At 61.0% G+C, this 20,569-nt stretch carries 18 protein-coding genes and 1 pseudogene; 8 read left to right on the plus strand and 11 right to left on the minus strand.

Features of this window, described 5'->3' with window-relative positions:
- Positions 1–11: 11 nt before the first annotated feature.
- From ACVMIM_RS12615 to ACVMIM_RS12645, 7 genes are all read right to left on the minus strand, one after another.
- Positions 12–1,160: an 8-amino-7-oxononanoate synthase gene (locus tag ACVMIM_RS12615; protein WP_040999448.1), complete on the minus strand. Its 1,149-nt coding sequence runs from the start codon at positions 1,158–1,160 to the stop codon at positions 12–14.
- The gene (gene bioB, locus ACVMIM_RS12620) at positions 1,157–2,155 is read right to left on the minus strand and encodes a biotin synthase BioB (protein ID WP_476112278.1); all 999 of its coding nucleotides are present in this window, start codon (positions 2,153–2,155) and stop codon (positions 1,157–1,159) included. Before bioB ends, ACVMIM_RS12615 begins: the two co-directional genes overlap by 4 nt.
- Before the next feature lie 60 nt (positions 2,156–2,215).
- On the minus strand, positions 2,216–2,668 hold the full coding sequence (gene panD, locus ACVMIM_RS12625) for an aspartate 1-decarboxylase (RefSeq protein WP_476112280.1): 453 nt from the start codon (positions 2,666–2,668) through the stop codon (positions 2,216–2,218).
- A 390-nt stretch (positions 2,669–3,058) separates the two neighbouring features.
- Positions 3,059–3,940: a carboxylating nicotinate-nucleotide diphosphorylase gene (nadC, locus tag ACVMIM_RS12630; RefSeq protein ID WP_476112282.1), complete on the minus strand. Its 882-nt coding sequence runs from the start codon at positions 3,938–3,940 to the stop codon at positions 3,059–3,061.
- Between the two features lies 1 nt (position 3,941).
- Positions 3,942–5,480, minus strand: coding sequence for an L-aspartate oxidase (locus tag ACVMIM_RS12635; RefSeq protein ID WP_040999441.1), 1,539 nt, complete (start codon positions 5,478–5,480; stop codon positions 3,942–3,944).
- Positions 5,477–6,451, minus strand: a complete 975-nt coding sequence (gene nadA / locus ACVMIM_RS12640) for a quinolinate synthase NadA (protein WP_476112284.1) — start codon at positions 6,449–6,451, stop codon at positions 5,477–5,479. Before nadA ends, ACVMIM_RS12635 begins: the two co-directional genes overlap by 4 nt.
- 64 nt (positions 6,452–6,515) lie before the next feature.
- Positions 6,516–7,487, minus strand: coding sequence for an NUDIX hydrolase (locus ACVMIM_RS12645; protein WP_040999437.1), 972 nt, complete (start codon positions 7,485–7,487; stop codon positions 6,516–6,518).
- A gap of 173 nt (positions 7,488–7,660) precedes the next feature.
- Between ACVMIM_RS12645 and panB the strand changes: the two genes are divergently transcribed.
- The 4 genes and pseudogenes from panB to ACVMIM_RS12665 all read left to right on the plus strand — a co-directional run bounded on the left by panB (position 7,661) and on the right by ACVMIM_RS12665 (position 12,579).
- The gene (gene panB / locus ACVMIM_RS12650) at positions 7,661–8,521 is read left to right on the plus strand and encodes a 3-methyl-2-oxobutanoate hydroxymethyltransferase (RefSeq protein ID WP_040999435.1); all 861 of its coding nucleotides are present in this window, start codon (positions 7,661–7,663) and stop codon (positions 8,519–8,521) included.
- A 617-nt stretch (positions 8,522–9,138) separates the two neighbouring features.
- A pseudogene (locus tag ACVMIM_RS12655) lies at positions 9,139–9,669 on the plus strand (AAA family ATPase); the annotation flags it as partial.
- 327 nt (positions 9,670–9,996) lie between these two features.
- The gene (locus tag ACVMIM_RS12660) at positions 9,997–10,509 is read left to right on the plus strand and encodes a DUF234 domain-containing protein (RefSeq protein WP_476117201.1); all 513 of its coding nucleotides are present in this window, start codon (positions 9,997–9,999) and stop codon (positions 10,507–10,509) included.
- A gap of 1,095 nt (positions 10,510–11,604) precedes the next feature.
- Positions 11,605–12,579: a hypothetical protein gene (locus ACVMIM_RS12665; protein WP_476112285.1), complete on the plus strand. Its 975-nt coding sequence runs from the start codon at positions 11,605–11,607 to the stop codon at positions 12,577–12,579.
- Positions 12,580–13,968: 1,389 nt separating this feature from the next.
- On the opposite strand, the gene ACVMIM_RS12670 is transcribed toward ACVMIM_RS12665, so the two are convergent.
- The gene (locus ACVMIM_RS12670) at positions 13,969–14,208 is read right to left on the minus strand and encodes a hypothetical protein (protein WP_071101581.1); all 240 of its coding nucleotides are present in this window, start codon (positions 14,206–14,208) and stop codon (positions 13,969–13,971) included.
- Between the two features lie 182 nt (positions 14,209–14,390).
- Here ACVMIM_RS12670 and ACVMIM_RS12675 point away from each other — a divergent pair, with 182 nt between their 5' ends.
- Positions 14,391–15,083, plus strand: coding sequence for an EthD family reductase (locus ACVMIM_RS12675; RefSeq protein WP_476112286.1), 693 nt, complete (start codon positions 14,391–14,393; stop codon positions 15,081–15,083).
- Here ACVMIM_RS12675 and ACVMIM_RS12680 read toward each other — a convergent pair.
- Both ACVMIM_RS12680 and ACVMIM_RS12685 read right to left on the minus strand, forming a co-directional pair.
- Positions 15,046–15,660, minus strand: a complete 615-nt coding sequence (locus ACVMIM_RS12680) for a transposase (RefSeq protein WP_476112288.1) — start codon at positions 15,658–15,660, stop codon at positions 15,046–15,048. The two genes, ACVMIM_RS12675 and ACVMIM_RS12680, sit on opposite strands and share 38 nt — an antisense overlap.
- A gap of 223 nt (positions 15,661–15,883) precedes the next feature.
- Positions 15,884–16,273: a hypothetical protein gene (locus tag ACVMIM_RS12685; RefSeq protein ID WP_040999427.1), complete on the minus strand. Its 390-nt coding sequence runs from the start codon at positions 16,271–16,273 to the stop codon at positions 15,884–15,886.
- Between the two features lie 491 nt (positions 16,274–16,764).
- Between ACVMIM_RS12685 and queC the strand changes: the two genes are divergently transcribed.
- From queC to queE, 3 genes are read left to right on the plus strand one after another with little or no spacing between them, the layout of a single operon-like run.
- Positions 16,765–17,463, plus strand: coding sequence for a 7-cyano-7-deazaguanine synthase QueC (gene queC, locus ACVMIM_RS12690; RefSeq protein ID WP_476112290.1), 699 nt, complete (start codon positions 16,765–16,767; stop codon positions 17,461–17,463).
- The gene (gene queD / locus ACVMIM_RS12695) at positions 17,463–17,819 is read left to right on the plus strand and encodes a 6-carboxytetrahydropterin synthase QueD (RefSeq protein ID WP_040982657.1); all 357 of its coding nucleotides are present in this window, start codon (positions 17,463–17,465) and stop codon (positions 17,817–17,819) included. Before queC ends, queD begins: the two co-directional genes overlap by 1 nt.
- Entirely contained in the window at positions 17,816–18,550 is a 735-nt protein-coding gene (queE, locus tag ACVMIM_RS12700) for a 7-carboxy-7-deazaguanine synthase QueE (RefSeq protein WP_476112292.1), read from the plus strand. Before queD ends, queE begins: the two co-directional genes overlap by 4 nt.
- Before the next feature lie 524 nt (positions 18,551–19,074).
- On the opposite strand, the gene hemN is transcribed toward queE, so the two are convergent.
- A complete protein-coding gene (gene hemN, locus ACVMIM_RS12705) occupies positions 19,075–20,424 on the minus strand; it encodes an oxygen-independent coproporphyrinogen III oxidase (protein WP_476117203.1) in 1,350 nt (449 codons plus the stop codon).
- Between the last annotated feature and the right edge of the window lie 145 nt (positions 20,425–20,569).

Below are 20,569 nucleotides of genomic sequence, written 5' to 3' on the forward strand. Positions count from 1 at the left end.
TTCGGGTCATGTCACCTTTGGTCATTCTGGGCCAACGCCTCGACAAGCGCATCGATCATGGCGGATATGGCGGCTTTATCGACGTTGAGCGTCAGCGATATGCGCAGGCGCGACGTCCCTTCCGGCACAGTCGGTGGACGAATGCCGCGTATGTCGAAGCCGCGGGCCTGCAGTGCCGCCGCCACCGCCATGGTGCGCCGGTTGTCGCCGATGATAATTGGCTGGATCTGCGAGCCGCTGGCCGCTGCGCCGAGGCGCTCGGCCAGCTGCCGGCCCGCAAATGCAATAATTTCATGCAACCGGAGACGACGCTCTGGTTCATCGGACAATATCGCGAGCGCCTCGCGCGCGGCCACGGCCATCAGCGGCGATGGCGCGGTGGAATAGATGAACGGACGGCAGCGGTTGACGAGATAGTCGCACAGTGTCCTTGGGCCGGTGACGAGAGCGCCAGATGCGCCGAGCGCCTTGCCGCATGTATGCAGTGCGAGGACGTTGTCGCGCCCCTCGAAAGCGACGGCAAGGCCGCGGCCGTCCGGTCCCCAGGCGCCGGTAGCGTGCGCCTCGTCGACAACGATGAACGCCTCGTGCCGGTCGGCGAGCGCCACAAGGCTCTCCATAGGCGCGCAGTCCCCACCCATGCTGTAGAGGCTTTCGACCGCGATCCAGACACGTCCCATGCCGCCTTCGGCGCGCCAGCGCGCGATGGCGTTCTCGACGGCGTCGAGGTCGTTGTGCGCGGCCAGAACGAACTCCGCGCGTCCGGCGCGCGCACCCTCGTGCATGCTGGCATGGGCGAGCTCGTCGAGGACGAGTAGGTCGCCCTTCTGCGGCAGCGTCGTCAGAATAGCGAAATTGGCGATGTAACCGCCGCCGAAGAAAAGCGCGCGCTCGGCCCCGAAAAACGCCGCAGCGTGAGCTTCCAATTGCTCATGCTCCGGCGCGTTGCCGCGCAGCAGCCGCGATCCTGTTGCGCCGACCGGCGTGCCCCGCGCGATCGCAGCCACAACCGCGTCGCCAAGCCTCTTGCAGGCGGCAAGCCCGAGATAGTCGTTCGATGAGAAGTCGAGCCCGGCGCGCGGCGCAAGCCGCCGCAGCCGGTCCTTGCGCGCCAGTCCCTGCAAGGTCGCTTCGTAGCGGGCAAACGGTGCCTCGTTCACTCAGCCTCCAGTTCCATCCGCTCGATGCCCAGACGCCGAAAGAGCAGCGCATCCTCGTCCTGGCCGGGATTGCCCGCCGTCAGCAGCGTGTCGCCGACGAAGACCGAATTGGCGCCGGCAAAAAAGCACAGCGCCTGCATCTCGTCGCTCATGGCGGTGCGGCCGGCTGAAAGGCGGATATACGATTTCGGCATCATGATGCGGGCGAGCGCGATGGTGCGCACGAACTCGATCGGCTCGATAGGGCTGGCGTCGGCAAGTGGGGTGCCAGCGATCGGGATGAGCATGTTGATTGGAACGCTGTCGGGCGGCTCCGGCAGGTTGGCCAAAGTCACCAGCATGTCGATGCGGTCCACCGGCTCTTCGCCCATTCCAACAATCCCGCCGCAGCAGACCTTGATGCCGGATTGGCGGACGTTCTCGAGCGTATCCAGCCGATCCGCAAAACTGCGCGTGCTGATGACCTCGCCGTAGTAGCGCTCCGAGGTGTCGATGTTGTGGTTGTAGTAGTCGAGCCCCGCCTGCTTCAATCGAGCGGCCTGTTCGAGATCGAGCATGCCGAGCGTCATGCAGGTCTCCATGCCGAGCGCCTTCACGCCCTCGACCATGGCGACCACCGCCTCCATGTCACGCTCCTTGGGGCTGCGCCAGGCAGCACCCATGCAATAGCGCGTGGCGCCCGCATCGCGCGCTTTCCGGGCCTCGGCAATGACGCGCTGAACTTCCATCAGCTTAGAGGCCTTGAGGCCGGACTGGTGATGCGCGGACTGGCTGCAATAGCCGCAATCCTCGGGGCAGCCGCCGGTCTTGATCGACAGCAGCCGCGACAGCTGCACCCGGTTGGGATCGAAATTCTCGCGATGAACCGTCTGAGCCCGGAAGAGCAGGTCGTTGAAGGGCAGATCGTAGACCACTTGGGCTTCCTCTCGCGTCCAGGGCGGCAGCGCCCAACCGAGAGGGTCCGATGTCAGGTTCGGGCCAAGTTCCGCGTTCATTCCACCTCCATAAGCAAAAAACGTTCGGCTATCAGCCAAGAAAGCGGACTTCGGAGCCCGTCACGATCTGCTCACCAGCGCCGGCACGCGCAGTACCTCGTTGGATTCATTGAGTATGGAAAAACCGTAGCCTCCGCCTGCATCGCGCTCTACCGAATAAGTCAGGCGGTCGACGATCCGATTATCCTTGTCGAAGGTCAGCACACGCGGTCTGAGCGCGGTCAACTCGCTCTCGTGCACATAGACCGAGTTGCAGATGATGACCAGGTCGCCTGGCTGGCAGGTGCGGGCCGCGGCACCGTTAAGGATGCAACAGCGCGACCCGCGCTCGCCGAGGATGACATAGGTCGAGATCCGCGCGCCCGAATTCTTGTTCCAGATCTCGACGAATTCCATCGGCAGGATGCCTGCCTCCTCGCAATGATCGGGATCGAGCGTGATCGAGCCGTGATAGTCGAGATTGGCCTCGGTGACGTGGATGCCGTGCAGCTTGCCGGCAACGATTTTGCGCATCCCTTCCTCCAAAGCGACTTTCGATCCTTTGCCCCGGTGCCTCGTTTTCTCGGCGCCTATCGCGTGCTTTCTCCGGCTTGAGTGCAAGAACGCTCCCTTCTGATCGCGTCGCAGGATTCGGTGAAGGCGACATCCAACAGGCAACCGAGTGCTACCAGTCCGTGAGAGGCAGCCATCTGGCGCAGTTCGTCGAGCCGACAGATGATAAAGCCAAGTGCTTCCACGCGGTCCTTTGTTTGCCCCTGGCCCGTCGGTTTCTCCTCGCCGCTAGAACTATGCGGTGCGCCAAGGAGCTGGCTTGGGTCGGCGGTCGGTGGAACTAAGGACGTGGCGGCGCGAGTTAGCCTGCGGCCAAAGTGGTTCTTGCGGTCCCGGTTCATGTCCTCTCCCTCAGTTCAGATGCCTGCGGCAATTCCGGTCCGCCGGCATATCCAGGCCAATGTCGAGGATGGGAGCGCTGTGGGTAAGCCAGCCGACCGAGATGAGATCGACGCCTGTCGCCGCGATTGCGGGGGCCGTTTTCGGTGTCACCCGGCCCGACGCTTCGGTGACAGCTCTGCCTCCGACCATTGCCACGGCCTGCCCAAGATCCTCGAGTGACATATTGTCGAGGAGAACGGCGTCGACGCCGACTTGGAGCGCCATCTCAAGCTGCTGCAGCGTCTCGACCTCGACCTCGATTTTGACCATGTGGCCTACCGCACTACGCGCCCGCTCGATTGCGGTACGGATGTCGCCGGCAATGGCGATGTGGTTGTCCTTGATGAGCACGGCGTCGTCGAGCGCGAAGCGGTGATTGGCGCCGCCGCCGGCGCGCACGGCATATTTTTCAAGGGTACGCAGGCCTGGCGTTGTTTTTCGCGTGCATACGATCTTGGTGCTATGGCCGCGTACCGCGTTTACAAGCGAGGCCGTCGCCGTTGCGATGCCACTCAGCTTGCATAGGAAATTGAGCGCGGTCCGCTCGGCCGTCAGCAGGCTTCGCGCCGGCCCGCTTACGACCGCGATGGTCTCCCCGGCGGAAACCTTGCCGCCCTCCGGGCAGCGCAACTGCATGCTGATCCCGGGATCGACCAGCAGAAAGGCAAACATCACCAGATCGAGCCCGGCGACAACGCCGGCCTGCCGGGAATTCAAGGCAAGCGTTGCCTTGCAATCGGCGGGGATGATGGCATCGCTGGTGATGTCGCCGGCTCGGCCCAGATCCTCCAGCAAGGCTGCGCGGACGATCGGCTCCATGACAATCTGGGGAAGCGGCGCAAGTGAATTCATATCAGAGGCTCCGTTCGGCTGCTTGCCAGTTGAGCGCGACGGCCTTCTCGAAGGCTGTGCAGAGCGTCAGCCGGGAGGGGAGGGGGTCAACATCGCGCCTGGGAAAATCGGACCGGTAGTGAGAGCCGCGGCTTTCCTCGCGCCGAAGTGCCGCGATCGCGATCAACATGGATACCAGCGCCGGATCGGCCGCCGCTGTCTCACCAACAGCGGTCGGCAGTAGAGCTGCGATCGCGTCGCGCAACCCTTTGCCTGTCCGGATGATGCCAAGGGCATTGGAGACGAGTTGGCGAATGGGTGAAGGGTCGGGTCGCATGGGAACCATTGCTGGGAGTCTAGACCACTGCCAGCCTCGGCAAGTGCCGGCGACACTTGCCGCTACCCAGGCCGCTGTCGCGACTGCTTCGGCCAGCGAGTTGCTGGCGAGCCGATTTGCTCCATGCAGTCCGGTGCAGGCGACCTCGCCGCATGCCCACAGACCGCTAACGGAACTGCGCCCGTCAGCGTCCACGGCCACACCGCCCATGTGATAGTGGGCGGCCGGGCGCACGGGGATCGGATCCACGGCCGGATCGATGCCGGCCTGCTTGCAAATTCCCTCGATCGCCGGGAAACGTTTTGCGAATTTTTGCCCGAGGCATCGGCGGGCATCGAGATAAACACGATGCCCAGCGGCGAGATGATGCGCAATTGCGCGTGCGACCACATCTCGCGATGCGAGCTCGGCGCCAGGCGTGTCGGCAAGGAAGCGCAGACCATGTTCATCAGTCAGGACCGCGCCTTCGCCCCGTACCGCTTCACTTATAAGCGGCATTGGCCTGCGCTCCGTGTCGAGCGCCGTCGGATGGAACTGCACAAATTCGAGGTCGGCGAGCTCGGCGCCGGCACAGGCGGCCAGCGCCAGCCCGTGGCCAAACGAAGAAAGCGGGTTGGTTGTGTCGCAAAACAGGCCACCTATGCCGCCGGTCGCCAACACCACACGGCGGGTGGGCAAGGCAAAGACGCCGCTGTTCAGCACAGCCAGCACGCCAACGGTGCAGCCCTCGGCGACCACCAGCCGAAGGGCTGTTATGCCTTCCATGATTGTGATCGAACGGGTGCGCCGCGCCACGGCAAGCAGCGCATGAAACAACTGATGACCTGTGGCGTCAGCAGCATGGACGATCCGGCGCCGTGAATGGGCTGCCTCCAGGCCAAGCCGCAGTTTCCCATCCAAAGCGCGGTCGAAGGGAGCACCAAGACGAATGAGGTTCTCGACCGCGTGAGGGACGGCCTCGATCACTCGCCTGGCTATTTCTTCGTTGCAAAGCCCATCGCCGACGGCAAGCGTATCGGCAAGGTGCAGGTCAGTGCTGTCGTCCTCGCCAAGGCTTGCCGCAAGCCCACCCTGCGCGAGTGTGCTCGAGGCATCCGTCCCAAGTGGTGTCCTGGAGAGGAGGATGACCGGCTCTGGCGCCAGATGCAGCGCCGTCATCAGTCCGGCGAGGCCAGCGCCGATGATGACCGGCGCCCCACCGATGTCATGGATGTAGGTCGTCATACGAAGAGCATGCGCTCGACGGCCCAGCGGGCGCGCTCGGCGACACGGGGATCGATCGTGACGATGTGTCGGTTCTCCTTGAGCGCGCTGCGGATATTGCCTAGCGTAATACGCTTCATGTGCGGGCAAAGGTTGCAGGGACGCACGAAGTCCACGTCAGGATGCTCGACCGCGACATTGTCGCTCATCGAGCATTCCGTCATCAGCACAACACGCGCCGGCTTATGCCGTCCGACATAGTCGGACATCGCCGCCGTCGAGCCTGCGAAATCGGCTTCCGCGACGACCTCTGGCGGGCACTCGGGGTGGGCGAGCACCGTGACGCCGGGATGCGCTTCGCGTAGCTCGCGAATGTCGGCCGGGCCGAAGCGTTCGTGGACCTCGCAGCGTCCCTTCCAGGCGATGATCTCGACCTTCGTCTGCGCCGCGATGTTTCTCGCCAGATATTCATCGGGCAGCATGATCACCCGCGGCACTTTGAGGGACTTCACGACCGCAAGTGCATTGCCCGAGGTGCAGCAGATGTCCGATTCTGCCTTCACCGCCGCGGAGGTGTTGACGTAGGTCACGACCGGCACGCCGGGATAGCGTTGCCGCATCAGGCGCACGTCCTCGGCCGTGATCGAGTCCGCCAGCGAACAGCCGGCGCGGAGATCCGGAATGAGCACAATCTTGTCCGGGTTGAGAAGCTTGGCGGTCTCAGCCATGAAGTGCACCCCAGCGACCACGATCAGATCCGCATCGACCGTCATCGCCTCGCGAGCCAGTGCCAGGCTGTCGCCGACAATGTCGGCCACGCAATGAAAGATTTCGGGCGTCTGATAGTTGTGCGCCAGGATGGCGGCGTTGCGTTCGCGTTTCAGCGCCAGGATGGCGTCGATGTCATCGGCAAAGGCCGGCCATTCGACTCGCGGGATAACGCGCCGGACGCGCTCGTAGAGCGACGCGGCCGTAGGTAACGCGCCGATCATCCGCACCTCCGCTTATGTTCTGGGTGACAATAAGCAGCATATATCTACGCCGACTATAAAGGTGTCAAGCCCGCGCAAGCGGCAATCTTGTCCCCAAAACGACAGCGCTGTCGTCAAGAACGGCACGGCGGAAGCGGAAGAGCTTCGCCGGCCGCCCGCCCGTCTCGAGCGACGTCTGGCCTGTCTCCTCGACCAACTCCTGCTGCTCGACAAGCCTGCGGAAGTTCGGTTTGTTGATCAGCCTGCCGGCCAAAGCTTCCACGGTTCGTTGCAGCTGTAGCAGCGTAAAAGACTGCGGCATCAGCTCAAAGACGACCGGCCGGTATTTGATCTTGGAGCGCAGTCTCGCAATGCCCGTCGCCATGATGCGCCGATGATCGGCAACCATGGACTTGCTGGGCACCAGCGAAGGCCGCGTCGGGTCGCGCCCGCTCCCGGCCTCTTGGACCAGTCCTGCTTCGTAGACTAACTCGTAACGTTGAAGCGTGAGTTCCTCATTCCAAGGGCGTCCGTCGAGGCCGAAGGCTGTTGCTGCCCGCTGTCGACGTTCGCGTCTCGTCGCCGCGTCGCCGGCGCCGTCTGCCCATTCAATCAGCCTCGGTCGCAGGACGTCCAACTCCACCGACGGCGTCCCGGAGCGGTGATCCTCCCATGGAAAATATTCATACCAGCTCCGCCAACCGCACTTACGCGAGCCCGCTGCCTGTTCTTTGCGCGTGAGTGCGAGATAGCTGATGGAGATAGCGCGCTGCTGGCGCCCGGAGCCGATGCGGTCTCGATCGGCGAAGGTGTAGAGTTGCTCAATGTAGCCCAGCGGATGGCCAGTCTGCTGCTCGACCCACCCCCTCAACCCCGACTGCAGCGATCGGTGCTCAAGCGCAAATGGTCCCGAAGGTAGCGTATCCGCCTGCCCGATGGTGAGGACACAGGGTTCATTGTCGTTTACAGCGACGACAAGGGCGATCAGATCGACTTTGACTTCGTCGGCCTTGACGGCGGCTCGGTCTTTCCTGGTTCCTTTTGCCTGTTTGTCCATGGTCGCGAAAATGGGTTGGTCGGCCTGGGTGCCTTAATCGATTTAATTTAAACGCAGCGACCTGCACGTCAACACTGCGAAAATGCATGGCCAATATTTAACTCTTCGCATTTGCACATAAACGTGCCAAACGCGACACTTGCGGTGGGTGACGTAGGGGAAGGAGGCATGCATTGAGCACAGCACGCGATTCGAAGGCGATTACACCGCCCGATATTCGGGCGCGTAAGGGCGGCGTCCCCCTGGTATGCCTGACGGCCTATACGACGCCGATTGCAAAACTGGTCGATCGACATTGCGACATCGTTCTTGTCGGCGACAGCGTGGGCATGGTGCTGCACGGCCTGCCGTCGACGCTCGGCGTTACCCTCGACATGATGATCATGCACGCCAAGGCCGTGCGCGGTGGCCTGGAGAAGGCTCTGATGGTCGTTGACCTGCCGTTCGGCTCTTATGAGGAAAGTCCCGAGCAGGCGTTCCGCAACGCGGCTCGTTTAATGGCTGAGACCGGCTGCGCGGCTGTCAAGTTGGAGGGCGGCGAGGCGATGGCCGCTACTATCCAATTCCTCGGTGCTCGTGGCATCCCTGTCATGGCTCATATCGGCCTGACGCCGCAGGCCGTCAACGGTTTCGGCGGCTACCGTGTACAGGGCAGGGGAGAGGACGCCGAGCGGATCAGGCGCGACGCGATATCGGTCGCGCAAGCCGGGGCCTTTTCGGTCGTACTTGAAAAGGTACCAGAGCAGCTCGCGCGCCGCATCACCAGCGAGATTGGCATCCCCACCATCGGCATCGGCGCCTCACCGGCCTGCGATGGCCAGATCCTGGTGAGTGACGACATGCTCGGCCTGTTTTCCCCGTTCAAGCCGAAATTCGTCAAGCGCTACGCAGAACTCGGTGATCAGGCCGGCGCCGCGATCGCTGCCTATGCGGATGAGGTGCGCAAGCGGCGCTTCCCTGCCGCCGAGCACGTCTTTGCCGATGCGCCCAAGGGCGCTGACGCCGACGACACAGGAAACGGAGGAACTGGATGAGCGTGCCGATTGTCAGGACCGTTGCGGGGCTTGGCCAGATGGTCGCCGGATGGCGACGGGATGCGCCAGCATTGCCGTCGTGCCTACGATGGGCGCCTAGCGTGAAGCATTTGAGCCTCATACGTGACACGCTCCAGACAGCAGATCGTGCGATCGTGACTCGTCAACCCTAAACAGTTCAACAGTGCCACTGACCAACGCGGCACTTGAAGTTCCATGTCGCTGCCTTCAGTTCCTCGATGACCTCACTCGCCGGCTTTCCTGAGCTGGGTCAAGGCGGCCGACAGCTTACGCGACACCTAGTCGACGATCTCCGCTTCATTGCCCAGTCCACCTGCCTGCGAGAACTTCGCAGCGCATTCGGACGAGTCGAAACGCCGCGTCGCGGAGGATTCCGAATACGGCCTGGCGGCACGGTCGCAAGACCACAAACAGGCAGTTCCTCTGAGAGATCGCCCCCGCGGCGTTGCGTGGCCAAGTTTGCTTGAAGGCTCTACCAACGGCATCGCAACGCACATCCGGCACGCCGGATGGTCTATCTCAGACCAGTGTGTCGGCTGGACACTTTATAATCTAGATTATAATAATCGTGATTATAAAAGGAGCGGCGTTCGGCATCGCTCGTCATCGCCTATGGCCGCCGCGGGATCGGCAAGTTAAGGCTCCTACGCCAAGCTGCCGTCGGCCGCAAGGAAATCTATTTCCAGGCGACGCGGGTCTCCTCAGTCCTGAACATGGAACAGTTCAAGCTCGAGGTGGCCCGGGTTCTTGGCCCGTCACCCGTCCTGGCATCGCTCGACAGCTGGGATGGTATTTTCCACTTCGTAGCCGAAGCAGCCAAGGCCAAACCGGGCACTGTGGTCACGATCGACGAATTCCCGTACCTCGTCGATCAGGACAGCGCTTTGCCATCGGTAATCCAACGGTTCTGGGACTCCGGGGCGGCACGCGCGGGAAACCTCAAGATCATCCTGTGCGGCTCTGCGGTCGCTCAGATGGGACCTGCTGGCGGAAAAGACCCGCTTTACGGGCGCATGACGCTGCGCCTGGAGGTGCGGCAGTTGCCCCTGCGCGACCTTTCGGGGTTCTTTCCGGAGTACAGCGCCGAGCAGCTCATAGAGACCTACGCCATTTTCGGTGGCGTGCCGTACTACCTGACCCTCTTCGACCCGTATGCAAGCCTGCGCGAAAACGTCATCAATCTGCTCCTGAAAGAGACCGGGACCCTGATCGACGAACCTAACACCCTTCTGCAGAGCGAGCTTCGGGAACCGGGAATCTACGCGAGCATCGTGGCCGCGATCTCGGAAGGTCTGCATTCCGCCGGGGACATCGCGACGCGGCTGCAGATGCCGACTACCGCGGTCGGCCAGTACATCGACAGGCTCGAGCGGCTCCATCTCGTGAGCAGTGTGCGGTCGCTCGACGCGGCAGAGAAGTCGCGGAACAAACGCGTCGTCTTGACCGACCGACTTATGGGTTTCTGGCACAGGTTCGTTAGACCGAACCTAACGGCGATCAACGGCGGTTACGGCGCCGAAACCTACGACCAGTACATCCAGAGACGTTTCCCCGAATACATGAGAGGCGCTTTCGAGGGCATCTGCCTGGACCACGCTCGCCTTCATCTCGCCGAGGTCCTGGGCAGTCCAGCCCGCGAAGTCGGCAGCATCTGGGGCCATGCCGACGATATCGATGTCGCGGGCCGCCTCCTCGACGAGACGTTCTTCTACGGCGAATGCAAGTGGCGCTCGGTTAAGATCGACACGGGAATGCTCGATCTGTTGAAGAAGAGATCGGAGACGACTTCCTACGGGAGGAACAAACCAGGCAAGCAGTATCTGTTATTCAGCCGCAACAGCTGCAAGACTGGACTCGCCGAACTCGCCAGGACCGACGCTTCTGTCCACATCATTGGACCCGAGGAACTGACGTTTGCGCCAACGCCAGATCCGGTGGACCGTCCAACGGGGTCGATTGGGCCTTGATCTGACGTTGTTGAGTTACGTCTCCCAGATCAGGTCTGGCGGTTTGTTGACCTCCCAGTAGCCGCAGAGGAACCGGGAGGTCGGCCGCGACAGCGCGGTTCGCAGGACGCTGAACGTCTAGCGCCGTGGTACCGGGTGTCCTCGCGCCAGGCGAGCTCGGCGACGTACCAGTCGAAGTATTTGAGCGAGAAGCGGTGGGGTGCCGACATAGGCCCGCTGCATCCGCGAGAAGACGGTTTCGATCTGGTTGGCGTTGGTCCCGTCTTCGTCCTGGTAGGGAGTGGTGAAGACCGCCTTGCAACTTTGTCAGAGCACTTGAAGCGGCCGCGGCTCGTCGCGTGGCAGCGCAGCGCGCCGCATTTCGGGCAGTAGCTCGCCGTCGGTTTCCGGCCAGCGCACCTTCCTGAACCAGCCATTGCCGGCTCCTAGCGGACCGTGGCGAGATCCATGACGGTGAGCGTCCGGAATTCCGGCGACAGCAGGAAATGCCGCCCTCTCGGTTGTTGTCTCTGACTTCGCTACGGCTCAGTCCCCCTCCGCTCGGAAGGCGGCTGGACCGCGTATTTCCAAGGCCGGACCGAGACGGGACGCACGTGACCACGGCAGCGGGCTGCGCGGACGAGAAGGCGATAGCTGATTTGATTGCTCAGTTCAGGCTCCAAACCGGCAGGCATGCAACGGTCGCGGCGGGCGATTGGCCACCAGATGGATGGCTCCTACCTGGAACGCGCTCAGGAGCCGATCGAAAGGAGGTTGAATGGTTAATCAGAAGTAGGAAGCCAATCTGCGCAAGCGAGTCTTGCACGAATTGGGCATCGTGAACTTGGCCAGAAATCCAATTACTTAACGTGCAATTGGTGGTCTTTGCTGCCTAATGCCGGACAGTTCCTGATAGATTAAGGTGACAGCTTCGCAAGGCGTGTTCGAAAGCGCGCAGTGACCTAACTGCATTTTGCGCGGCGCGGCAATTGTGCGTTGCACAAAAACTGAGGCGCGGTTAGCGTTCTTGCGCTGCGGGAATCGGGCTTGGGTAATACGGACGAAGCGGGGAGAAACAATGCTTCGTCGAAAGTGCATTCATACCTGAGGATCCTGATGACCGTTACGAATACCGAGAAAGCCGGCGCTACAAGTCTCGAGGCGATCGCACGAAACGGCAGTATGCTACGTCGCATGGCCGTACGCATTCCGACATATCTGTCGGATCTTCGCGAGAATCCAGCGTGGCTGCCGATGTTCGTGCTCGCCCGCACTATGCCGGCACGCAGAATGCACTGGCTTGGTGCAAAGCCTGTTCGAGCGTCGCAGAAAGCGCGGGAAACGATGTTTGTCGGCGTCAATCGCCGGGACGTTGTCGATGCGCTGCGGTCGGATGGGCTTTTTTCCGGACTCGTCTTACCCAAATTTATCCATGAGGAGGTTGCAGCTTTCGTCCGGTGCACACCTTGCTTTGGCAACTTCGATCGCCGTTTCGAATTCATGCCGACGGAGCACGCACAGGCTGAAGCTCGGTTTGGCCGCCCGTTGCTCAGCGGCCACTATTTCGAGCGCATTCTCGGCTGCAAGGCGGCAGTTGCCATCCAAAACGATCCGTTGCTCATGGATATCGCTGCACACTATCTCGGCGGCCAGGCGAAACTCATCACCACCCGCGTCTGGTGGAGCTTCCCCACCAGCCAGGCCTCGGACGCAGACAAGAACCTGGCATCACTCGGCAAATACCACTTCGATCTTGACGACTGGCGGATGTTGAAGTTCTTCTTTTACCTACTGCCGGTAGACGAGAGCACCGGCCCGCATGTCTATGTCCGCGGCAGTCACAAGCGACGCGCGCTCAAGCATCAACTGACGCTTCTCGTCGGCCATCCCGCAGAAGAGGTTCTGGGCGTCTATGGCGAGCAAAGTGCCGTGACACTTACCGGAGAGGCAGGGCTTGGTTTCGTCGAGGATCCGTTCGGCTTCCACATGGGCACCGTACCGGCGCACAGCCCGCGGCTGATGATGGAAGTCGGCTTCGGCGTTTCGCCGCCCTCGCGGCGACGCTTTCACGGCGAGCCGGTTATTCGCTAATTTCGGCCAAGTCCCGAAACAGCTTTCCCAGACCGAGACCAGTGCCTCGCAGGCAGCACAATAAGCAATGGCGCCATCCCGGAACAACCAGCGTCCACGGTCGGGCGTTTTCCGCCACATGGTGCCATTGCAATCCTGCCATCACCGACGGCCCAGAAAGGAGACGAGTGCTAATATGTCCCGGCGCCAACGGCGCTATACCCTTCGAAGACCTGACATGGATAGTTCGGACCTTGCCAGGATTTCAATCTCGCATTCTAGGATCTCGGCTAGTATGAGCCGAGAAATGAGGCTGTGGCCGTTTTGGCAGTGTTTAGAACCCCAAGCGGCCTGCATGCGTTTGGCGTCAATAGTCCAGACCTCCGCAACGCCCCTGCCGATTCGCCTATGCATCGGAGCTTGACGCCTTTCAAAAATTCCATGGCTCTGCCGCAGGCATCCGGCGACCAAGCGCGCCGGATGATCGGAGACTTCTTCCCGACCTGCCCCTGCCAGACCCGCGATTCTCAACCGAGGACTCACGTCAGCCGGTGCCAAGCTGGTCACAGCATTTTGTGAGAGCCTGATTGACGACAATCTGTGTTCAGATCCAGACGTCCTCGGGTTAGCATCAAGCCGGCCAGGCGGCGAATCGTCTGATTTGTGGTCGCTGCTCACACCCCTTTTGGTGGCATGCCAATTGCATAGTCATAGCCGTGATACGTGTTCCGACATGGCCGTCGGCGCAGTCTTTAGCCCAGGAGTCCACATGACATTCGTCCGAACGCAATACAGGCTGCGCATCCCGTGGGACGCCCGGCTCCGTTGTATTTCGCGGCACTCAGCAAACAGGATCGCTATCGCTTTCAGGCTGTCAGCTAGGGCTGCCGTGAGGATTCTCATAAAACAAACATTCAGGAGAACTTATGACTCGACCACATGAATATCTGCTTCGCCGGTTCCCCAGTGGCACATAACACCAGATCCTCTTCAAATCCGTGATGATCCAAAAGGAAAACGGAAAATGCCTACCTCAGAAAAAGACGCTGTGGGGCCCTCGAGGCTCCTGAAATCACGGTCTCACTGGCTGCGAAGGATACTTGCCGCCACGGCGTTGGCCACTATAATGACCGCTCCAGCTCCAGCCGTCACCCAAGACGCTGACAAGCACTACTCCGAACAAAGCTTGGTTGATGAAAGCGTAGTGAGCTGTATACTTGGGGCATTGTGCATTCGCGATCCAAAGGTCCTCGAAGACCTGCCGGCCAACTAGCCCGCTTCATGCACCGCGGCGAGCTTTCGACGGCCTGAGGCGGCGCTCAGGTCGCCATTGCGGCACGTTTTGACAAGCCTCGTCGGGCGCCGGGGTTGATCCGTCGATGATGGCAGACGGGGTTTTGCGGGTTGCGGTCACCAGGTTCGTTTCAAGGCCCCCGTCGGGGTGCCGCTCGCCCTTGTCGCCGGCAAGCCCGAAAAATCCCAGACCAGGCTCCAGAAGGCCTCGCGGTTATCGATCGACCAACGATGGAGCTCGGCATAGCCGGAGAAAGTAAGCGCAGCCTTTGCTTCCGCGGCCTTCATGAACGCGGTTAGAGGCGCTGCGTCGCTGCGCTCCTGTCTCGGGGTCCACAAAGGTGTGTCGGCGGCCATGATCGCTCCTCCCAAAGCGCGTCGTGTTCGCGGCAGTCGGCCATCCCGACTGCGCGCCGCGTAGGCTTCAGGCAGACATGACGGGGCGGCAGCTCCGCCCGCAGGGCTTCTTGTTGTCCGCTGCCGAATAGAATCGCACCACGACGATCGCAATCGATTGCAGACGTAGAGGACCTTCTGAGATGATTAGCCGCTTTGGCTTACTCAAACGCACCCCCAATCTGCCCCCTGAAGACTTCGATGGGCATTGGCGTGCCACTCACGGCTCGCTAGCTTCCAGGCTTCCTGGCTTGCGTGCCTACTATCAGCATCTCGTTGTGAACAAAGAGCAATTCGGCATCACACACGCCCGCGGCCCCTGGGACCTGGACGGATTTTCCGAGCTGCATTTTGACGACCTCGCCTGCATGATGTCGGCCATTTCTTCCCCGCAGTTCGCGGGAGCACTCGAGGACGAAACCAAATTTCTGCAGGATGTTCATCTCGTCGCCTGCGAAAAGTATGTCGTCGTTCCCGTGGAATTGGGGGATGGGCCCGCTGTGAAGCGCATGACAATACTGAAGCGACTACCGGGAATATCAGCAGAGCGATTCAGACACGAGTGGCTCGACGTGCATGCATCTTGGGTGCGCCAATGGCCGAACGTGCTGGGGTATGTCCAGAACTTGGTGGTTGACCGCTATCACGGGGATAGAATCGAAAGCGCGCGCTACGAGGCAGTGCCGGTCGACGGCATCGTCGAATTCTGGTTCCGCGACAAGCAGCGGGCCGCGGAGTTGTACGCCAGCGACATCGTGGCGCGGACTCAAGAACATGCCCTGATGTTCCTGGACGAGATCACGCCCTTTTTCGTTGAAACACGTCAAATGGTTTGAGGCGCCGGCCCTCCCAGTCCACCCCGATCGCCACCAGCACCGCCTGGCTGGCGATCACGCCGGCCTCGCGAGCCCGCTCGTAGCGCGCATCCAAAATGCGATACGGATAGCTTTCCTCGAGCGGCTGCTCAAAGACCGCCTTCAGCGCTTCATCCAGCCGCACCGTTGCCGCACTCACCGTCGCGGCCGAGAGGCGTGACCGCACAGTTCCTCGGTGATCGCCTTCACCTTGCGCGTCCACACCCCTTGCACATACATCTCCACCAGCGCCGATACCAACCTTCTCCGAGCGCTGATAGCGCTCAAACAGCTCCGTCGAGAACCGACCCGTCCGATCCTGCGGAACCCGCAGCTCCAGCACGCCAACCCGCGTCACAAGCCGGCGTTCGTAGTGGCCGGATCGGTAATCGATCCGCTCTGCGGTCCGCTCGCCCTTCTCAGCTCCCAGCGCCTCCGTCATCTCGGTTTCCAGGACCTCCTGCACCACACTCTTTAAAACCCGCCGAAAGCCGTCCGCATCCGACAGCAGTGGCGCTTTCAACTCTGGCCCGCTCAGCTTAACTTCTCGCTTGGTCATGGCACTTCCATTCCGCGGGATCGGTGAATCGCAATGTCACCAGCGTGCCATGGCCGCCCCCAACCTCAGAGCAGCGGCCGTTCTCTCTTCAGAACTTTTTGCAGAATCTTCATGACATTATCGCGCGGGTGTGGTCTCCGGAAATGATTAGGATTGGCGTAAGCGACCAAATCCCGCGGCGTTTCCATGGCTTGCGCCACATCCGCCAACCCTCATGAAAAGGCTAGCTGACCGGCATATGTCCGGCCTCCCGCAAGGCGCCTAGGAAGAGAGCGGCATGGTCGTCGACATTAATCTTGGCCTGCATCGACAGAGGCATGCCGGTCCAATTCTCCAGTGGCGCGGTCAAAGCAGAGAAAATTCCACCGACAATGCAATGGCGGATAACAACGCCTTGTATGTCCAAAGCCAGCACGCCGGTCCGGTCACTTGGATATCGGATGGCCGCGATCCGCTGGACCGCCGCGTCACCGTCCACCCGCACGTCGAAAAGCAGGACACCGCGGCTCCTGGCAGCTATCGCCGCGGCTTTTTCACTGAAGCCTATTGAGAGAGCGCGGACACTTTCGACCGCCATCTGGAATACCAGCGAATCCAGTTCATCCGCAGCCATGGGAGTAATTGCGCGCAACACAGGGGTGATTGCAACGACACACTCGGCTTGTTCACAGATGTCGGCCCAAGACCGATCGTTTGGTTTGGGTTGCCGGTCGGCGACTGACGGCGTGCTCCGATTCGAGCCAATCCTGAAGCTGAAGGCGCGGGCTGCTAATGACGTTGGGCTTCCGCTCGAGGCTCATCAACAAACTCGGTTCCTTCAGTCCCCGAAGCTCGGCCACTTGGCCTTGATCGAGGCGTCGACAACCTTGTTTCTGAAGGTCCGGGCTTCTTTCAGAGTCTATTTTGCTATGCCTGGATCTTGGACATGCAGTGAAGTGGGCCGTCTATTAGGTTCGTGTTTCTTGCAGGCTCAGCCCGCTTGAGCACAGCGGCACGTCAGCGCATCAACCTCGTCCTCAGTTCACAAACGAGGCTCCCTAGGGTACTGGCAGAGCAGAGAAATCTCCGGTCGCAGCCTACCCGGTCAAAACAGGAAACCCCAAGATGAAGACTCTCGTCGTCTGCTCCGGCGGATTGGATTCCGTTTCCCTTGCTCACAAAGTGGCAGCGGAGCAGGAACTCGCCGGCCTCCTATCCTTCGATTACGGCCAAAGGCACAGCAAGGAATTGGACTTCGCCGGCCTTTGCGCGCAGCGTCTGAACGTCCCGCACCGCATCGTCGATATCCGCGAAATCGGCCGCGGCCTTTTCGGCTCGGCGCTGACCGACAATGTGGAGGTACCCGATGGGCACTACGCCGAAGACATGATGAAGGTCACGGTGGTGCCCAACCGGAACGCCATCATGTTGGCAATCGCCTTCGGCTTCGCTGCCGCGCGCAAGACCGAAGCGGTGGCGACGGCCGTGCACGATGGCGATCACTTCATCTATCCGGACTGCCGGCCGGCCTTCATCGACGCCTTCCAGATGATGCAAGACCGCGCGCTCGAAGGCTACGCGAATATTCGCCTCTATACGCCTTATGTGAATCTCACGAAGGCGGACATAGTTGAGGATGGAGCCCGATACGGCACGCCATTTGCGGAGACCTGGTCCTGCTACAAGGGCGGCAAGCGTCACTGTGGACGGTGCGGGACCTGCGTCGAGCGGCGCGAGGCGTTCTATCTCTGTGGGCACCCAGATCCCACCGACTACGAGGACGCCGACTTCTGGCTCGACGCGGTGCGCAGGAGGAGCGTGTAATGTTCCGTATTACCAAGGAATTCCACTTTTCGGCCTCGCATCAACTCACGTCCTTGCCCCCTGACCACCAGTGCGCGCGCCTGCACGGGCATAACTACATCGTCGAAGTGGAGCTATCGGGCGAGCAACTGAACGAGCACGGCTTTGTCCGCGACTATCACGATTTGGCACCGCTCAAACGCTATATCGACGAGAACTTTGACCACCGACATCTCAACGACGTGCTGGGACACGAGCAGGTCACGGCCGAATGTCTGGCCAGACATTTTTATGAGTGGTGCAAGGCACGGCTGCCTGAAACCTCGGCCGTACGGGTGAGCGAAACGCCGAAAACATGGGCCGAATGCCGGCCATGACCGATACGCAACCCGCAATCCGCGTAAGTGAGATTTTCGGGCCAACGATCCAGGGCGAGGGCGTGCTCACCGGTCTGCCGACGGTCTTCGTCAGAACCGGCGGGTGTGATTATCGCTGTTCCTGGTGCGACAGCCTGCATGCGGTGGACAGGCAATTCCGGCATGAATGGGAGATGATGTCCTCCGACGCGGTGTGGCAAAACGTGGTCGCTCTTTCCGGCGGCCGCCCGTTAATGGTTTCGCTGTCAGGCGGCAATCCGGCTATCCAGCCCTTCGGTGCTCTCATCAAGCGAGGCCATGATGAGGGCTACCGATTTGCGCTGGAAACCCAAGGTTCCGTCGTCAGGGAATGGTTCGCCGAACTTGACGTGCTGGTCCTCAGCCCAAAGCCGCCGTCAAGTGAAATGAGGACCGATTGGGCCACTGTCGAGGCATGCTTCCAAGCGGCGCAGGACAAGCCGCAAGTCGTGCTGAAGCTCGTTGTCTTCGACAAAAATGACTATGCCTTTGCGAAAGAGGCCGCCGCGAGATTTCCGCGACTTCCAGTCTATCTGCAACCCGGCAATCATACGCCGCCACACCCCGGAAACGAGGACGCACCTGTCGACGTTGATGGAATAATGAAACGCATGGAGTGGCTGGTTGATAGCGTAACCCGCGACAGGTGGTTCGAAGCCCGCGTGTTACCACAGCTGCACGTTATGCTCTGGGGTAACAAACGAGGCGTCTAGCCAGCACTCGCCGGGGCGACAGCCTTCGGCATCCCATAGCAAGAATCGACAATCAGGATGCCGATCGCAGGCTCGTAAAGAGCTTGCGTCGACGGTTTCCTGTCGCTGCCAGGTAGCATGCGGCGCCCGGAGCGACACTCCACCCTGACCGTCGGCCCTTCTGTCGGATAGGCGCGCCAGGGCCAATGCAGAAATCCGCATAAGCACGATATGAAGGATTGCTGACGAATGTCATCGCTAACGCGGGGGCGTCGCTCGCCGTCGCCGGCTCGCGGGGCGAGCCGGATGAAGTTCGGCTTGGCAAGGTCCTCGAGCGCTTTGCGGATCAAATCGTCCCGCTTGAACGGCGCTTGCGGCCGGCCAGCTCGCGTGAACGCCGCGCATGAATTGGGGGCAGGGCGCAAGCATCAAAGAGACCAGCTGCTATCTGCAGCCGATAGCCATGAACCCTCGCAATTTCCAGTGCTGCGGAAATGGCTAGCAATCGATCAAACGCGATTGACGCGAGTTTATGATCGAAATGCTCAAACTGCCGCTGAGTGCCTGGCCGTTTCACTCTCGAAATATTTGTCGAACTTCACCGCAATGCTCCTTACGAAGGGGCGGTTTTCCGGCGGCACGACGAATTTGTCGCCTTGGAGTTCAAGCAGTCGAGCGGGATCCTTGAGGGCGATGGAGCTTGCCTGACGAAGGAGCTTTTGGCCGGCTTTCCCGAAGCGCTCCACCAGGTCGATCGCCGAGAAGGCGAAATCGCACATCAGTCGCTCAATGATCCAGCCCCGGACGCGATCGTCGTCGGAAAATGCTACACCGCGGACGCAGGCCAGCTTCCCCTCTTCCACCATGCTCCGGTATTCGCCGGTCGAAGGCATGTTCTGCACGTAGCCCTGGCGAAACCGGCCGATGGACGAAGGCCCAAGTCCAATCAACGTCTCGCAGCGATCCTCGGTATAGCCCTGAAAATTGCGATGCAATGCTCCCGCGCGGGCCGCTATCGCCAACGTATCGCCCGGCCTTGCGAAATGGTCGAGCCCGATTGATTCGTATCCCTTGTCCTCGATCGCTCGCGCAGCAAGTTGCGATTGCGCGAACCGCTCCGTGGCACCGGGGAGCCATGCCTCGTCGATCATCGTCTGATGCTTCTTGAACCAGGGCACGTGGGCATAGCCGAACAGCGCGATCCTGTCCGGTTCCAGGGTGAGCGCCTGCGCTATGGTGGAACGCACGCTCTCGCTGGTTTGATGCGGCAGGCCATAGAGCAGATCAAGGTTCACGGACTCTACTCCCCGGGAACGAACGCCATCGACGACTGCCTTGGTCTGCAAAAAACTTTGCTCGCGGTTGATCGCCCTTTGCACTTTCCGATCGAAGTCCTGCACGCCGACGCTCGCCCTGGTCATGCCGATTTCGGCAAGCGCGTCGAGGCGGGCTCCGTCCATATCGTTCGGATCGATCTCGACACTGATCTTGGCATCGTGGAGAAAATCAAAATTGTCTCGCAGCGCCGTCCCCAATGTCACCAGGTGCTGAGGCTTCAGCATGGTCGGCGAACCGCCCCCGAAATGAACCGCGCGAACTCGGCCCTTGCCGCTGACGAGGCTGCCAACTGTCACGATCTCTGCATGCAACGAACGCAAATAGGAGGCAACCGGCGCATAGCGACGCGTATGTTTGGTATGGCACGCGCAAAACCAGCAGAGCCTGTCGCAATAGGGAATATGCAGGTAAAGCGATATCTCCCCGCCGCCTTCGAGCGCCTCCAGCCAGCCGCGATAAACGACTGCATCGATACCTCGATGGAAATGCGGTGTGCTGGGGTAACTGGTATAGCGCGGGACATTCTCACCAAGTCTGGCAGCCAGTTCCGATCGCATGTCGTCGTCAACCTGTTTGAGTCGCCGGGACTGTGGACGCACGGATGAGCCAAAGCACTGATCTCGGTCAGCCTCCAGCATGACAAACTGCCGCAAGGATTTTTCTACCGACGATTGTTATCGTGCCGGCGCTTGGGACCGGGAG

It is taken from the genome of Mesorhizobium sp. USDA 4413 (assembly GCF_056280365.1).

What these genes read in the sequence shown, in the direction of transcription:
- bioB (WP_476112278.1), bottom strand. Translation starts at nt 2,155, where the DNA reads ATGAACGCGGAACTTGGCCCGAACCTGACATCGGACCCTCTCGGTTGG.
- panD (WP_476112280.1), bottom strand. Translation starts at nt 2,668, where the DNA reads ATGCGCAAAATCGTTGCCGGCAAGCTGCACGGCATCCACGTCACCGAG.
- nadC (WP_476112282.1), bottom strand. Translation starts at nt 3,940, where the DNA reads ATGAATTCACTTGCGCCGCTTCCCCAGATTGTCATGGAGCCGATCGTC.
- ACVMIM_RS12635 (WP_040999441.1), bottom strand. Translation starts at nt 5,480, where the DNA reads ATGACGACCTACATCCATGACATCGGTGGGGCGCCGGTCATCATCGGC.
- nadA (WP_476112284.1), bottom strand. Translation starts at nt 6,451, where the DNA reads ATGATCGGCGCGTTACCTACGGCCGCGTCGCTCTACGAGCGCGTCCGG.
- ACVMIM_RS12645 (WP_040999437.1), bottom strand. Translation starts at nt 7,487, where the DNA reads ATGGACAAACAGGCAAAAGGAACCAGGAAAGACCGAGCCGCCGTCAAG.
- ACVMIM_RS12660 (WP_476117201.1), top strand. Translation starts at nt 9,997, where the DNA reads ATGGGTTTCTGGCACAGGTTCGTTAGACCGAACCTAACGGCGATCAAC.
- ACVMIM_RS12665 (WP_476112285.1), top strand. Translation starts at nt 11,605, where the DNA reads ATGACCGTTACGAATACCGAGAAAGCCGGCGCTACAAGTCTCGAGGCG.
- ACVMIM_RS12670 (WP_071101581.1), bottom strand. Translation starts at nt 14,208, where the DNA reads ATGGCCGCCGACACACCTTTGTGGACCCCGAGACAGGAGCGCAGCGAC.
- ACVMIM_RS12675 (WP_476112286.1), top strand. Translation starts at nt 14,391, where the DNA reads ATGATTAGCCGCTTTGGCTTACTCAAACGCACCCCCAATCTGCCCCCT.
- ACVMIM_RS12680 (WP_476112288.1), bottom strand. Translation starts at nt 15,660, where the DNA reads ATGACCAAGCGAGAAGTTAAGCTGAGCGGGCCAGAGTTGAAAGCGCCA.
- ACVMIM_RS12685 (WP_040999427.1), bottom strand. Translation starts at nt 16,273, where the DNA reads ATGGCTGCGGATGAACTGGATTCGCTGGTATTCCAGATGGCGGTCGAA.
- queC (WP_476112290.1), top strand. Translation starts at nt 16,765, where the DNA reads ATGAAGACTCTCGTCGTCTGCTCCGGCGGATTGGATTCCGTTTCCCTT.
- queD (WP_040982657.1), top strand. Translation starts at nt 17,463, where the DNA reads ATGTTCCGTATTACCAAGGAATTCCACTTTTCGGCCTCGCATCAACTC.
- queE (WP_476112292.1), top strand. Translation starts at nt 17,816, where the DNA reads ATGACCGATACGCAACCCGCAATCCGCGTAAGTGAGATTTTCGGGCCA.
- hemN (WP_476117203.1), bottom strand. Translation starts at nt 20,424, where the DNA reads ATGCGATCGGAACTGGCTGCCAGACTTGGTGAGAATGTCCCGCGCTAT.